This is a genomic window from Geodermatophilus africanus, assembly GCF_900107105.1.
Taxonomy (GTDB): domain Bacteria; phylum Actinomycetota; class Actinomycetes; order Mycobacteriales; family Geodermatophilaceae; genus Geodermatophilus; species Geodermatophilus africanus.
In genome coordinates, this window is the sequence record NZ_FNOT01000005.1 from 106,653 (window position 1) to 119,756 (window position 13,104).

At 73.4% G+C, this 13,104-nt stretch carries 15 protein-coding genes; 5 read left to right on the top strand and 10 right to left on the bottom strand.

What is annotated here, in order from left to right; translation table 11 throughout:
- Positions 1 to 30 precede the first annotated feature (30 nt).
- On the bottom strand, positions 31 to 1,542 hold the full coding sequence (locus BLW63_RS10710; RefSeq protein WP_091155213.1) for a leucyl aminopeptidase: 1,512 nt from the start codon (positions 1,540 to 1,542) through the stop codon (positions 31 to 33).
- A gap of 239 nt (positions 1,543 to 1,781) precedes the next feature.
- Here BLW63_RS10710 and gcvT point away from each other — a divergent pair, with 239 nt between their 5' ends.
- Positions 1,782 to 2,900 carry a glycine cleavage system aminomethyltransferase GcvT gene (gene gcvT, locus BLW63_RS10715; protein ID WP_091155216.1) on the top strand — a complete coding sequence of 373 codons (1,119 nt, stop codon included), beginning with the start codon at positions 1,782 to 1,784 and terminating at the stop codon, positions 2,898 to 2,900.
- A gap of 59 nt (positions 2,901 to 2,959) precedes the next feature.
- Here gcvT and BLW63_RS10720 read toward each other — a convergent pair whose 3' ends face one another.
- Genes BLW63_RS10720 through BLW63_RS10735 form a run of 4 tightly spaced genes read right to left on the bottom strand, consistent with a single transcriptional unit; the run spans position 2,960 to position 5,253 of the window.
- Positions 2,960 to 4,084, bottom strand: a complete 1,125-nt coding sequence (locus BLW63_RS10720) for a YihY/virulence factor BrkB family protein (RefSeq protein WP_091155219.1) — start codon at positions 4,082 to 4,084, stop codon at positions 2,960 to 2,962.
- A gap of 1 nt (position 4,085) precedes the next feature.
- Positions 4,086 to 4,364 carry a DUF4235 domain-containing protein gene (locus BLW63_RS10725; protein WP_091155222.1) on the bottom strand — a complete coding sequence of 93 codons (279 nt, stop codon included), beginning with the start codon at positions 4,362 to 4,364 and terminating at the stop codon, positions 4,086 to 4,088.
- On the bottom strand, positions 4,361 to 4,819 hold the full coding sequence (locus BLW63_RS10730; RefSeq protein ID WP_091155226.1) for a DUF3618 domain-containing protein: 459 nt from the start codon (positions 4,817 to 4,819) through the stop codon (positions 4,361 to 4,363). Before BLW63_RS10730 ends, BLW63_RS10725 begins: the two co-directional genes overlap by 4 nt.
- A complete protein-coding gene (locus tag BLW63_RS10735; protein ID WP_091155229.1) occupies positions 4,816 to 5,253 on the bottom strand; it encodes a phage holin family protein in 438 nt (145 codons plus the stop codon). The genes BLW63_RS10730 and BLW63_RS10735 overlap by 4 nt, the downstream gene beginning before the upstream one ends.
- 118 nt (positions 5,254 to 5,371) lie before the next feature.
- Between BLW63_RS10735 and BLW63_RS10740 the strand changes: the two genes are divergently transcribed.
- Positions 5,372 to 5,584: a hypothetical protein gene (locus BLW63_RS10740; protein WP_091155232.1), complete on the top strand. Its 213-nt coding sequence runs from the start codon at positions 5,372 to 5,374 to the stop codon at positions 5,582 to 5,584.
- Between the two features lie 101 nt (positions 5,585 to 5,685).
- Here the strand turns inward: BLW63_RS10740 and BLW63_RS10745 are convergent, their stop codons facing one another.
- Together BLW63_RS10745 and BLW63_RS10750 are read right to left on the bottom strand one after the other, a co-directional pair.
- Positions 5,686 to 6,669, bottom strand: coding sequence for an aldo/keto reductase family protein (locus BLW63_RS10745; protein WP_091155235.1), 984 nt, complete (start codon positions 6,667 to 6,669; stop codon positions 5,686 to 5,688).
- Positions 6,670 to 6,837: 168 nt separating this feature from the next.
- Positions 6,838 to 7,446 carry a DUF3043 domain-containing protein gene (locus BLW63_RS10750; protein WP_091155238.1) on the bottom strand — a complete coding sequence of 203 codons (609 nt, stop codon included), beginning with the start codon at positions 7,444 to 7,446 and terminating at the stop codon, positions 6,838 to 6,840.
- Between the two features lie 146 nt (positions 7,447 to 7,592).
- Between BLW63_RS10750 and BLW63_RS10755 the strand changes: the two genes are divergently transcribed.
- Positions 7,593 to 7,940: a HesB/IscA family protein gene (locus BLW63_RS10755; RefSeq protein WP_091155242.1), complete on the top strand. Its 348-nt coding sequence runs from the start codon at positions 7,593 to 7,595 to the stop codon at positions 7,938 to 7,940.
- 90 nt (positions 7,941 to 8,030) lie between these two features.
- On the opposite strand, the gene asnB is transcribed toward BLW63_RS10755, so the two are convergent.
- From asnB to BLW63_RS10770, 3 genes are read right to left on the bottom strand one after another with little or no spacing between them, the layout of a single operon-like run.
- On the bottom strand, positions 8,031 to 9,962 hold the full coding sequence (gene asnB, locus BLW63_RS10760; protein ID WP_091155245.1) for an asparagine synthase (glutamine-hydrolyzing): 1,932 nt from the start codon (positions 9,960 to 9,962) through the stop codon (positions 8,031 to 8,033).
- Positions 9,963 to 10,014: 52 nt separating this feature from the next.
- A complete protein-coding gene (locus BLW63_RS10765) occupies positions 10,015 to 10,386 on the bottom strand; it encodes a DUF3817 domain-containing protein (RefSeq protein ID WP_091155248.1) in 372 nt (123 codons plus the stop codon).
- Positions 10,376 to 10,741: a metalloprotease gene (locus tag BLW63_RS10770; RefSeq protein ID WP_170856726.1), complete on the bottom strand. Its 366-nt coding sequence runs from the start codon at positions 10,739 to 10,741 to the stop codon at positions 10,376 to 10,378. Before BLW63_RS10770 ends, BLW63_RS10765 begins: the two co-directional genes overlap by 11 nt.
- Before the next feature lie 274 nt (positions 10,742 to 11,015).
- Here BLW63_RS10770 and ctaC point away from each other — a divergent pair, with 274 nt between their 5' ends.
- Entirely contained in the window at positions 11,016 to 11,885 is an 870-nt protein-coding gene (gene ctaC, locus BLW63_RS10775) for an aa3-type cytochrome oxidase subunit II (RefSeq protein ID WP_091155256.1), read from the top strand.
- 48 nt (positions 11,886 to 11,933) lie between these two features.
- Positions 11,934 to 12,335 carry a cytochrome c oxidase subunit 4 gene (locus tag BLW63_RS10780; protein ID WP_091155259.1) on the top strand — a complete coding sequence of 134 codons (402 nt, stop codon included), beginning with the start codon at positions 11,934 to 11,936 and terminating at the stop codon, positions 12,333 to 12,335.
- Positions 12,336 to 13,104: the final 769 nt, after the last annotated feature.

Below are 13,104 nucleotides of genomic sequence, written 5' to 3' on the forward strand. Positions count from 1 at the left end.
CAACGCGTCACCGGGGGCCGTTCCAGCACGTCACCTGGCGGCGATGAGGTCCTCGATGGTGGCCAGCAGCGTGCGCACCGGGACGCCCGTCCCGCCCTTGGGCGTGTACCCCCACGGGGCGCCGGTGTTGTAACTCGGGCCGGCGATGTCGATGTGCGCCCACGGCAACCCGTCCGGCACGAACTCGGCGAGGAAGTGCGCCCCGACCAGCATGCCGCCCATCCGGTCGGCGTTGGCGTTGACGAAGTCCGCGACCGGCGAGTCCAGCCCGCGGCGCAGCTCGGCCGGCATCGGCATCGCCCACATCGCCTCGCCGCAGCGGGCCGACGCGGCCACGACCGCGTCGCGCATGTCGTCGCTGCCCATCACGCCCGCGGTGCGCGACCCCAGGGCGACCAGCTGGGCGCCGGTCAGCGTGGAGGTCTCCAGGATGGCGTCGGGGGAGTCCTCGGCGGCCCGGGCCAGGGCGTCGGCCAGGATCACCCGGCCCTCGGCGTCGGTGTTGGTGATCTCGGCCTTCTTGCCGTTGCGGAACGTGACCACGTCGGCGGGGCGGTAGGCCGTGCCGCTGGGCAGGTTCTCGGCGATCGGCACGGTGGCGGTGACCTCGACGGGCAGGCCGAGCTCGGCGACCAGGCAGACGGTGGCGATCACGGCGGCGGCCCCGGCCATGTCGCTGGTCATGTGGTGCATGTTGGCGGCCGGCTTGATGGACAGGCCGCCGCTGTCGAAGGTGATGCCCTTGCCGACCAGCGCGACCTTCTTGCGCGCCCGCTTCCCCCGGTAGGTCAGCCGGAGCAGCCGGGGCCCGCGGGCGGAACCGCCGCCCACCGCCAGCACGCCACCGTAGCCGCCGGCGACCAGGGCCTGCTCGTCGAGCACCTCGACGTCCAGCCCGGCGCGCTTGCCCGCCGCGGCGCCGCGGGCGGCCAGCTCGGCCGGGAAGAGGTCGTTGGGCGGGGTGTTGACCAGGTCGCGCACCAGCGTGACCGCGTGAGCGACGACGCGGACCCGCTCCAGCGGTCCCTTCGCGGCACCGGCGTCGGGGACGACGACGGTGAACTCCCGCGGCGGGACGGGCCGGCCGGCGGAGTCGGACTTGTAGGCGGTGAACTCGTAGGCGCCGAGCAGGCTGCCCTCGCCGACGGCGTGCAGGCGCGGCTCGTCGGGCGTCCCGCCGACGGCGGCCAGCAGGGTGACGACCGACCCGCGGCCCGACAGTGCCCGGCTGGCGGCGCCGGCGGCCCGGCGGACCGCCTCGTCGGCGTACCCGCCCCCGGTCCGGGGCGTGCCCAGGCCGACCGCGGCGACGACCGGGAACGGGCCCTGTCCCAGCGCGGCCACCCGGGTGACCTCGTCCTCCGCGCCGCGCGCGCCCAGGTCCGCCAGGGCGGGCAGCAGCCGGCCGCCGAGCAGCCGGTCGACGGCCTCCGCGCCGGGCGTCGGGAGGAGGCCGTCGGGCCCCTTGCCGATGCCGACGACGAGGGCGTCGGCGGAGAGCTTCTCGAGCGGGCGGTCGGTGGCGGAGATCGTCGGCGGCACCGCTCGATCCTAAGAGGACCCCCTGCCCCCCGACGCTCGCAGGCCACATCGGGCCCCCGCAGGGGCCGCCCTCCCCCTCACCGTTCACCGGCTCACGGCGGGCCCCTGCTGGGGACTCCCAGCGTTCGCAGGCAGGCCTCACCCGGAGGGTCCGGCCCGATCGTGCGCGGGCCGAGCGGGGGGAGGTCTCCGCCTGCACGCGGTCACCCGGCCGCCACCGGCACCGATAGCGTGCGGGAGTGGCCCCGCTGACCTCCCCCCTGCACGATCGGCACGTCGCGGCCGGCGCCAAGCTGGCCGACTTCGGCGGCTGGTCCATGCCGATCGAGTACGCCGGTGGCGGGGTGCTGGCCGAGCACGAGGCGGTCCGCACCGGTGTCGGGCTGTTCGACGTCTCGCACCTGGGCACCGCCACGGTGCGCGGCCCGGGGGCGGCGGCCTTCGTCGACAGCTGCCTGACCAACGACCTGTCGCGCATCGGGCCCGGCCAGGCGCAGTACACGATGTGCTGCCTGCCCGACGGTGACCCGCGGGCCGGGGGAGTGGTCGACGACCTCATCGTCTACCTGCACGGCCCGGACGACGTCCTGCTCGTGCCCAACGCGGCCAACGCCCCCGAGGTCGTGGCCCGGCTGACCGACGCGGCACCGGCCGGGGTGACGGTCACCGACCGGCACACCGAGGTCGCCGTCCTCGCCGTGCAGGGGCCCCGGTCCGCCCAGCTGCTGGCCTTCCTCGGGTTGCCGGGTGAGCTGGCCTACATGTCCTTCGTGACCGGCGTCGGCGGCGGCTCCGCCGAGGTGACCGTGTGCCGCACCGGCTACACCGGCGAGCACGGCTACGAGTTGCTGGTGGGGGCCGACCGGGCCGGTGAGCTGTGGGACGTGCTGGTCGAGACGGGGCAGGACGAGGGGCTGCGGCTGTGCGGGCTGGGCGCCCGCGACACGCTCCGCACCGAGATGGGCTATCCCCTGCACGGTCACGAGCTCTCTCCCGACATCACGCCGGTGCAGGCCCGCGCCGGCTGGGCCGTGGGCTGGCGCAAGTCGGCGTTCTGGGGCCGCGGGGCGCTGCTGGCCGAGAAGGAGGCCGGGCCGGCCCGGCTGCTGTGGGGGCTGCGCGCGCCCGGGCGGGGCATCCCGCGCCCGGGCATGGCGGTGCTCGACGCCGACGGTGCCCGGGTCGGCGAGGTGACCAGCGGGACGTTCTCGCCGTCCCTGCGCACCGGCATCGCCCTGGCCCTCCTGGACACGGCGTCCGGGGCGGCGGAGGGCAGTGAGCTGGCGGTGGACGTGCGCGGGCGGCCGCAGCCCGTGGAGGTCGTGCGGCCGCCCTTCGTCCCCTCGCACGTGCGCTGAGCGGCCCCGTCCCGGGGCTCACCCGAGCATGCGAGGGGCGAGGAGGACGGGGCCGTCGTTCAGCTGCGCTGGTGTGACTCCTTGGTCGGCACCGGCGGGTCGGGCAGCTCGTCGGCCATCGTGGCGTCGCGCTGGCCCATCGGCTGGGGCGGTCCCTCGGTGGTGTCCTCCGCCGTCTGGTGCTCGGCCTCGGAGTTGATCTCCGCGCCCAGCAGGATCAGGTAGCAGGTCAGGTACAGCCACAGCATCAGCACGATGACGCCGGCGATGGCCCCGTAGGTCTTGTCGTAGGACCCGAAGTTGTCGACGTAGACGCTGAAGCCGAGGCTGACCAGGGCCCAGATCACGGTGACGAAGACCGCCCCGAGACTGACCCAGCGCAGCCGTGGTGCGTCCCGGTCCGGGGCGACGCGGTACAACACCGCCAGCGACCCGGCGAAGATGCCGAGCAGCAGGACCCATCGGACCACCTGCGCGAGCACGGTGGCGAACGGGCCGAGCGGCAGCGCGTCCAGGAGGTTCGGGACCACCGCGACGAGACCGAACGTGATCAGCACGAAGAGGATCGCGCCGAGCGTGAGCCCCAGGGAGATCGCCTTGCGCTTGACGAAGCCGCGCGTCTCCACCTCGTCGTAGGCGAGGTTCACCGCGGTCACCACGTTGCCGACGCCGCCGGAGGCGCTCCACAGCGCGCCGAGCACGGAGGCGGCCAGCCCGAAGCTGAGCGCCCCGCCGCTGTTGGTGACGATGCTGTTGAGCTGGTCCCCGATCAGGTCCGCGGCGCTCTCCGGCAGCTGCGCCGAGAGGTCCTCGACCTGCCGCGCGACGGTCTCCGGGGAGGCGACCAACCCGTAGATGTTCATCATCGCGATCAGCGCCGGGAAGATCGCCAGGAAGCCGAAGAACGCCACGCCGCCGCCGATGATCGGCATGTTGTCGGCGTTGTTCTCCGCCCAGGCGCGCCGGACGATCTGCTTCCAGCCCCGCCAGGGGATCTCGGTCGGCTTGTCCGCGGTGACGCCGGGCAGCTGTTCCTCGCTCGGTGCGCCCGGCGGCAGCCGGTCGGCCTGCGGGTGCGGGCCGCGGGCCTCCGCCGCCTTGGCCGCCGCCCGCCGCGCCGCCTTCTCCTCGACCCGCTCGCGGATGCGGTCGACGGCGCTCTCGCGGTTCTGGGTGCCGGCCACGTCAGTCGCCCGGCCAGCTGCCGGTCAGCTTGGTGAACCCGCGGGCCCCGGCGCGGTCGATGGCCGCCTTGGTCGCCGCGAAGATGGCGCCCTGCAGGGCCGCGGCGAGCACGACCTCCCGCATCCGGTACTCGCTCTGCAGCGCGTCGGGCGCGTCCTCCTCGTGCGACACCCGCTTCCAGACCTGCTTGAAGACGGCACCGGAGATCACGCCGGCCAGGACGCCGCCGAGCAGGCCGATCGGCCGGTAGACGAGCTTGGCTCCCTTGCTGCTGGTCACTTCGTCCTCCTCACGGCCCGGCGGGCCTTCGCGGCCTTCTTCCCCGCCTGCTTCGTCCTCTTCCGTGCCGCCTTCGCCGTCGCGGCGCGGCGGGCGGCGGCCACCTTGGCCGCCCGCTTCGCCTCACGCCTCGCCGCGCGCTTGGCGACCCGGCGGTCCTTCGTGCTGCGGCGCCAGACCAGCAGGCCCAGCAGTGCGGCGACGCCGGCGCCGGTGCCGATGACCGCGGGCGGGCTCTCCCGGTAGGTCTCCACGGCGGTGTCGCGCGCCCGGTAGGCCCGCTCGCGGGCACGCTCGGGGACGTCGAGCCGGTGCGACAGCTCGTCGACGGTGCGGCTGAGCTGCTCGCGGGTGGCCTCGATGTCGGCCTTGATGGCGTCGGGGTCGGCGGGGGTCGTGTTGCCGGACGTCGTCCGGCCGTCGCCGTTCTGGTCCGAGCTGGCTGGCGTGCTCACCGGCGTGCACTCTCCTTCACCGTCGCGATGTCCTCCTTGGTGCTGGCGATGGCCTCGGTGGGCACCGGGGGAGCGCCCTTCTCGACGTCCTTCTTGCCGACCAGGGCCAGTACGCCGGCGACGGCGAAGAGGACGACGGCGACGATGAGCGCGGCCAGCCAGCCGGGCACCACCAGGGCGAGGGCCAGGACGACGGCCGCGATGAGCACGGCCAGGCCGAGGAAGGCGAACAGGCCCGCGCCGCCGAACAGGCCGGCGCCGACGCCCAGGCGCTTGGCCTTCTGGGTGACCTCCGCCTGCGCGAGCCGGGCCTCGTCGCGGACGAGCCGGCTGATCTGCTCGGTCAGCTGGCCGATGAGCTGGCCGGTCGAGGCGTCCTCGGGGGTGGGGGGTGGGGCGCTCACGCGAGTGGCGCCCGTGGTCGGGTCGGTCATCGGTCCTCCGGGACGGGCGAGACTGTCGATGTCCTCACATGCCCCCGATGATCGCCCGGGTAACCAGGTGCGGGTCACACTCCGGGTGCGGTCGCCGGGCTCACTAACCTCAGCGCGCATGAGCTGGTACTGGCGGCTGGAGGACCCCTCGGAGGCGGAGCTCGACCCCGCCGCGGTCGGGGTGGAGGTCCCGCGGGCGGACAACCAGGGCGACGCTGAGTCCTGGCTGGGGGAGAACTGGCGGGACCTGCTGGAGCGCGGGGTGGCCACCGTGACCCTCTTCGACGGCGAACGGGAGGTCTACGGCCCGATGGGCCTCGCCCCCACCTGAGGAAGGACCCCGTCCTCCCCACCCCTCGCGAGCTCGGGACGGGCCCCTGGACGGGGTCGTCGTCCCAGGTCCCGACCCGAGCTCGCGAGCGGGCCCCTCCGTCAGCCGCGGGCGGTCCTGGTGGGGTCGCGCTCGACGACGTCTCCCAGGACCTCGTCGATGCGGGTCATGACGTCGCCGTCGAGGGTCACCCCGGCCGCCGCCACGTTGTCCTGCACCTGCTCCGGCCGCGTGGCGCCGATGATCGCCGCCGCCACGTTGGGGTTCTGCAGCACCCACGCGATGGCGAGCTGGGCCATGGACAGGCCGAGGTCCTCGGCGACCGGCCGCAGCTCCTGCACCCGGGTCAGGACGTCGTCCCGCAGGAACCGCCGCATCGACCCGCCGGCCTCCGCGTGCCCGCCGCGGCTGTCGGCCGGCGGCTGCTGGCCGGGCAGGTACTTGCCGGTGAGCACGCCCTGCGCCAGCGGGGACCACACGATCTGCGACAGCCCCTCCTTCTCGGAGGTGGGCACGACCTCGTCCTCGATGACCCGCCACAGCATCGAGTACTGCGGCTGGTTGCTGATCAGCTGGACGCCGAGGTCGCGGGCCAGCGCGGCGCCGGCGGCGATCTCCTCGGCGTTCCACTCCGAGACGCCGACGTAGAGCACCTTGCCGGCGCGGACGAGGTCGGCGAACGCGGTCATCGTCTCCTCGAGCGGCACCGTCGGGTCGTAGCGGTGCGCCTGGTAGAGGTCGACGTAGTCGGTCTGCAGCCGGCGCAGCGAGGCGTGGCAGCTCTCGGTGACGTGCTTGCGGGACAGGCCGCGGTCGTTGTGGCCCGGGCCGGTCGGCCAGTAGACCTTGGTGAAGACCTCGAGCCCCTCGCGGCGCTGGCCGGCCAGGGCGCGGCCGAGCACCGCCTCGGCGCGGGTGCCGGCGTAGACGTCGGCGGTGTCGAAGGTGGTGATGCCGGCGTCGAGCGCGGCGCGGACGCAGGCCTGCGCGGCGTCCTCCTCGACCTGGCCGCCGTGCGTCAGCCAGTTGCCGTAGGCGATCGCGGAGATGTTCAGGCCGGAGCGGCCCAGTCGTCGGGATTCCACGGTCGCCGACGCTAGCCCCGCGGGCCGGCCCAGCGTCCCGAGCGTGGTGACGGGCCGGACCGGTCCCGCCTCAGGCCCCCCGGCCCCGGCAGGGTCCCGCCGCGAGCCTGCGGGTGGCGGGGGGCAGGGGGTCCTTCTCCGAAGGGTGGGGAGGGACGGGCCCCTTCCTCAGACCTGCGCGCCCAGCCGGACCTCGGGCTTCGGGAAGCGCCAGCGGCGGATCATGGTCGCCCGGCTGATCCCGTACCAGACCAGGCCCTTCATCTTGTGGTCCCCGTTCGGGAAGCGCTCGAGCACCTTCTTCTTGATGCGCCGGCCCAGGACGATCGAGTCGGCGATCATGAGCAGGAAGAAGACCAGCCAGATGGAGACGGTGTAGCTGCGCACCTGCTCGTCGGGCACGAAGTTGCCGATGAGCACCAGCGCGGCCACCACGAGGAAGAAGCTGCCGGCGTTGCGGCGGGCGTCGACGACGTCTCGGACCAGCTTGCGGACCGGGCCGCGGTCGCGGGCCGGGAGGTGAGCCTCGTCGCCGCGCGCCGCGCCGGCGCGGGCGGTCCCGCGGTTGGCCGCCTGCTGCCCGCGCATCCGCTTGTAGGCCTCCTTGCGGGTCTGCGGAGGCGGCGGGGGAGGCCCCGGACGTCGTCCCTGGGCCTCGTGGCGCTTGGGCGTGGGCCGGCCCTTGCCGCCCGTCTTCACCAACTGCGCGGTCGGGTCGGCGGCGGGGTCGGGCGCGGCCTCGGTGCGGTCGCGGCGCCCGGGCAGGCGGAGCTTCACGACCGCGAGTCTACGTGTGACCTCGGCCGATCCCGGTCCGCCCGGCACTTCACGCCGTACAGTGGGAAGAGGCTCCGCCTCGGCGGCGTTCGCCTGCTGCAGGACGTGCCGCAGCAGGCACCCTCGAACGTGGGAGGACTTCAAACATGACGGTGCAGGACACCACGGCCACCGGGGTCATCCTCAGCGACCCCGCTGCCGCCAAGGTCAAGGCGCTGCTGGACCAGGAGGGTCGCGACGACCTCCGCCTGCGCATCGCCGTCCAGCCCGGCGGCTGCTCGGGCCTGCGCTACCAGCTGTTCTTCGACGAGCGGTTCCTCGACGGCGACCAGACCTACGAGTTCGGCGGGGTCGAGGTCATCGTCGACCGGATGAGCGGCCCGTACCTCGGCGGCGCCGTGATCGACTTCGTGGACACGATCGAGAAGCAGGGCTTCACGATCGACAACCCGAACGCCACCGGCTCCTGCGCCTGCGGCGACTCCTTCAGCTGAGCGACGTCACGGCGGTCCCCGGACCGCACGGCTGACACGACGAGGGCCCGGTGCCTCCCGCGGGAGGCACCGGGCCCTCGTCGTGTCCGGCTACAGCCGGACGGGGTAGACGGTCTCCGGGACGTCGACCTTGACGCGCTGCTCGACGAAGACGCCGTGCCAGACCATGAACACCAGCAGCGTCCACAGCTTGCGGGAGAGGTCGACCGGCGAGCCGGCTCGGTGGTTGTCCCGGTGCTCGTCGAGCATCCAGAGGATCTGCCGCCGGTCGAGCCACTCGTCGGTCTGGCTCTCCTCGACGACCTGCCGCGCCCAGTCGTGCAGGTCCTCGGCCAGCCAGTGCCGGGTCGGGACCGGGAAACCGAGCTTGCGGCGGTTGAGCACGTGCGGCGGCACGATCTGCTCGAGCGCCCTGCGCAGCGCGTACTTCGTCGTCTCCTTCGTCACCCGCTGCCCGACCGGCAGCGCGCCGGCGACCGCGAAGACCTCCGGGTCCAGGAAGGGCACCCGCAGCTCGAGCGAGTTGGCCATGGTCATCTTGTCGGCCTTGACCAGGATGTCCCCGCGCAGCCAGGTGAACAGGTCCACGTACTGCATGGCGGTCACGTCGTCGTAGCCCGCCGCCCGGGTGCGCTCGTAGAGCTCGCGGGTGACGGCGACGTGCGACAGATCCGGGTCGCGCCGCTCGAGAAAGCCCAGCTCGTCGTCCCGGAAGATCCGCGCGTTGCCGTAGTAGCGCTGCTCGAGCGGGATGGAGCCGCGGCGCAGCAGGTCCTTGCCGCGCATGCCGTCGGGCAGCCGAGACGAGAGGGCACCCAGTGCCCGCCGGATCCCCCCGGGCAGCTTGTCGAACGCCGCCAGCGACAGCGGCTCGCGGTAGATGTTGTAGCCGCCGAACAGCTCGTCGGCGCCCTCGCCGGAGAGCACCACCTTCACGTGTTCGCGGGCCTCGCGGGCGACGAAGTACAGCGGCACGAGCGCGGGATCGGCGACCGGGTCGTCGAGGTACCAGACGACCAGCGGGATCGACTCGGCGAACTCCTGGGGCGTGACCACCTTGGTCACATGCTCGACGCCGATCGCGGCCGCGGACTCGGCCGCGACGTCGATCTCGGAGTAGCCCTCGCGCTCGAAGCCGACCGTGAAGGTCATGAGGTCGGGGTTGTACCGCTTGGCCAGCGCGGCGATCGCGGTCGAGTCGATGCCGCCGGAGAGGAACGACCCGACGGTGACGTCGGCGCGCATGTGCACCCGCACCGAGTCGTCGAGCACCTCGGCGATCCGGTCGTAGACGCCCTGCTGCTCGTCGGCGGGCACCGGCCGGACGGGGAACGTCGGGTGGAAGTAGCGGCTGGTGTGCAGCTCGCCGTCCGCCACGATGAAGCTGGTGCCGCTCTCGATCCGCCGGATGCCGCGGTGCAGCGTGGCCGGCTCGGGCACGTACTGCAGCGTCAGGTAGTGCTGCAGCGAGGCGGAGTCCACACCACCGGCCGCGTCGCTGCCGCCGAGCAGCTCGAACACCGCCTTCTTCTCGGAGCTGAAGACCAGCGCGCCGTCGGCCAGGCGGGCGGTGAACAGCGGCTTGATGCCGAAGGGGTCGCGCGCGCCGAACGCCGTCCCGGTGTGGGTGTCCCAGATGACGAACGCGAACATGCCGCGCAGTCGCCGGACGACGTCCTGGCCCCAGTAGTGGTAACCCGCGACGATGGCCTCGGTGTCGCCCTCGGTGGCGAACCGGGCGCCCAGCGCCGCCAGCTCCTCGCGCAGCTCCACGTAGTTGTAGATCTCGCCGTTGAAGACGATCCGGTACCGGCCGTCGGCGTAGGGCATCGGCTGGTGGCTGTGCTCGATGTCGATGAAGGACAGCCGGTTGAAGCCGAAGGCGACCCGGGCGTCGTGCCAGACCTGGGTCTCGTCGGGACCGCGGTGGCGCAGGCAGTGCAGCGCCTCGTGCACCTCCTTGACGCGGGTGTCGTCGACGCGGTCGGCGTCGGTGGACAGGTAGGCGAGCAGGCCGCACATGGGCGTGGTTCTCCGAGGGTCGTGGTGTGCCGGCGGAGTGGCCGCGGCAGGGTCAGACGCGAGCGCCGGCGCGGGTCTTGCGCGTGGCGTTGCGCTCGGCCACGAAGGACAGGATCGGAACGGTGCCGGCCACCAGGGTGAGAACCGTGCCGCGCAACGTCCAGGAGGCGCGCAGGGCGAGGTCGCAGGCGGTCAGGAAGAAGACGAAGTACAGCCAGCCGTGCAGGGTGCCGAGGACGGTGACCGGCTCCTCGATGTCGGCGAGGTACTTCAGGGGGACGGCGACCAGGACCAGCGCGATGAGCAGGACGCCCACGATCCAGGCCATCACCCGGTAGCGGGTGAGCGCCGCGGGGACGTCGCGGCCGACCCGGCGGGCGAGCGCGCGGGGCAGTCGCGACGCCGTCGTCGGTTCAGCCGCCATGCTCGGCCCGCTGCCGCAGTGCCTGCTCGTTGAGGTCGGCGAGGTAGGCGTTGTAGGCGGCCAGCTCGGGGTCTCCGGTGGTGTCGATGCGCGGCCGCTGGTACAGGACCAGGTCGCTGCCCGGCTCGTCCTCGTCGGGGTGGCGACGGACCTCGTCGAGGCACATCTTCACGTAGAAGCCGAGGCCCATGAACCCGTACAGCGGCCACTGGAGGGCGTAGCTCCAGTTGACCGCGCCGCCGCCGGCCTCGGCCTTGGACAGCTGCCAGTACCCGAGGAAGAAGGTGGCCACGAAGAGGGCGGCCACCACCAGGTGCCCGAGCACCCACTTGGGGGTCAGCAGCCGGGAGAACACGGCCTCGACTGTAACCGGCGGTGCCCTCCGGGAGGGGGCTCCGGTGAGAGGGCTCACCGTGCGCCGTGGGGGCCGGCCGCCGTCCGCCCGGGCTCCGGGGCCGCCGCCCGCCCGACCCGCCGTTCCGGTGTCTCCGGTGGTCGGCCGCCGTGCGGGGTCGGCTAGTCTCGCCGCAGACTGTGGTCGGCACAGGCGCCGTTCGCCGGGGACCGGCTGACGGCCCGCCGGGACGACCGTCCGGGGGTACCGGACGAGGACGAGGAGGCAGCGAGCAGTGGCTCGAGGCAGCAGGCTCGCGCGGGTCGCCGCGCTCGGTCTCCTGGCGGTGCTCGCCCTGACCGGGTGCACCCCGAACAACGAGTTCTGGCGCTGGGGCTGGCCTGACGGCGTCACCGACGAGTCGGCAGTCACACGGGACCTGTGGATCTGGTCGGTCATCGCGGCCCTGATCGTCGGCATCGCGGTGTGGGCCCTCATCGGCTGGTCGGTCGTGATGCACCGCAAGCGCGGTGACGAGCTGCCCAAGCAGACGGCGTACAACCTGCCGCTGGAGATCGTCTACACGATCATCCCGTTCCTCATCATCGCCGGGCTGTTCTTCTTCACGGTGGTCGTGCAGAACCGGGTGCAGGAGCGCAGTGCCGACCCCGACGTCACCATCGCGGTCAACGCGTTCAAGTGGAACTGGCAGTTCGTCTACCCGGAGACCACCGGTGAGGACGGCGAGCCGATCAACACGGTCGGCAACAGCGACGAGATCCCGATCCTCGTCCTGCCCACCGATCAGGACATCCGCTTCGAGGTGGCCTCGGCCGACGTCATCCACTCGTTCTGGGTGCCGGAGTTCCTCTTCAAGCTCGACGTCATCCCGGGCAACGAGAACGGCCGCGACAACGTCTTCGAGGTGACCATCCGCGAGGAGGGCGCCTTCGTCGGCCGCTGCGCCGAACTCTGCGGCACCTACCACGCCTACATGAACTTCGAGGTGCGGGCGGTGTCGGCGGAGGACTACGAGGCCTACCTGGCCGCGCGCGAGTCGGGCCTGAGCACGTTCGACGCGCTGGAGAGCATCGGCCAGCCGGGCGCGGCGACGAGCACCTCGCCGTTCGACCTGGTCGACGACGCGCAGCGGGCCGACGGCTGACGTGCCCGCCACCCGCGCACCGCACACCACGCAGCAGGAGGGACGACCGTGAAGGTCGAAGCGCTCATCTTCAACGGCATCGGGGTCTTCTGCATCATCGCGGCCGTCGTCTACGGCGTCTGGTCGCGTGAGCCGATCGGCACCACGGCCCTCGTCCTCTCCGGCGGGCTGACGTTCCTCGTCGGTGGGTTCTTCTGGTTCATCTCGCGGCGCATCGACCCCCGCCCCGAGGACAGCAAGGACGCCGACATCGCCGACGGCGCCGGCGAGCTGGGCTTCTTCAGCCCGGGCAGCTACTGGCCGTTCGCCATCGCCCTCTCGGCCGGCCTGATGGGTCTGGCGCTGGCGTTCTTCTACCCCTGGCTGATCATCCTCGCCGGCGCGGCGCTGCTGATCACCATCGGCGGCCTGCTGTTCGAGTACTACGTGGGGCAGAACGCGCAGGGCTGAGCGCACCACCCGCCTCGAGGGCCCCTCGCGCTACTGCGGGAAGGGGCCCTCGTCCGTCTCCGAGGGACCGGTGCGCGGACGGCGCCCCACGGGCCGCGCTGGGGCCGAGGCCGCCCCGATGCCCCCGGCGGGACCCGCCCCCGGGAGCCGGCGCACGGGAGCGCCGGAGCAGGTCGGGCCCGGTGTGCGGTCCGTGTGCGGCAGGCGGTGGGTGGCGGTCCTGCCGGGGGGGGCTCGCTGCCGAGGGCGTCCGGACGACGGGCCGCGGCGCTCCCGTCGGGCGGAGAGCGATCGGGGACCCGTCCGGACCGTCGCCGTGGGCGGTCCTGCACGGTGCGGACGGCGGCTGGCCGACGGGGACGCCGGTGGCGCGCCGCGAGCGGCCTCCCAGGGCCCGCCGGACGCCCGTGGGCGACGCCAGCCGGGGCGGAGCCAAGGCGGAGCCCTGGGCGGCGCCGGGGGCCCCAGGGGCGGGACGGCGCCGGCGCGGGCCCCAGGGGCGCCTGAGCGGGCTGGGTGGTGTGACCGGCTACCTCACCTGCACCTCGCGGCTCCGGGCGCCCTGAGGGCCGTGGGGCACCGCCGTCCGCGGTCCGGGCCATCGGCTGGCTGCGCCCGACGCCCACCGCCGGCGAGGGAGGTGGACGGAGCGGTGTCGGGGACGGGCCGGGGATGCAGCAGGGCCCCGACGGAGATCCCGTCGGGGCCCTGCGTGGTGCGTGGCCCCCCTGCAGGGTCCCGCCGCGAGCTCGCGAGTGGCGGGGGCAGG

Coding starts and splice junctions, on each gene's coding strand:
- asnB (WP_091155245.1), bottom strand. CDS start 9,962: ATGTGCGGCCTGCTCGCCTACCTGTCCACCGACGCCGACCGCGTCGAC.
- BLW63_RS10765 (WP_091155248.1), bottom strand. CDS start 10,386: ATGGCGGCTGAACCGACGACGGCGTCGCGACTGCCCCGCGCGCTCGCC.
- BLW63_RS10735 (WP_091155229.1), bottom strand. CDS start 5,253: ATGACCGACCCGACCACGGGCGCCACTCGCGTGAGCGCCCCACCCCCC.
- BLW63_RS10755 (WP_091155242.1), top strand. CDS start 7,593: ATGACGGTGCAGGACACCACGGCCACCGGGGTCATCCTCAGCGACCCC.
- BLW63_RS10740 (WP_091155232.1), top strand. CDS start 5,372: ATGAGCTGGTACTGGCGGCTGGAGGACCCCTCGGAGGCGGAGCTCGAC.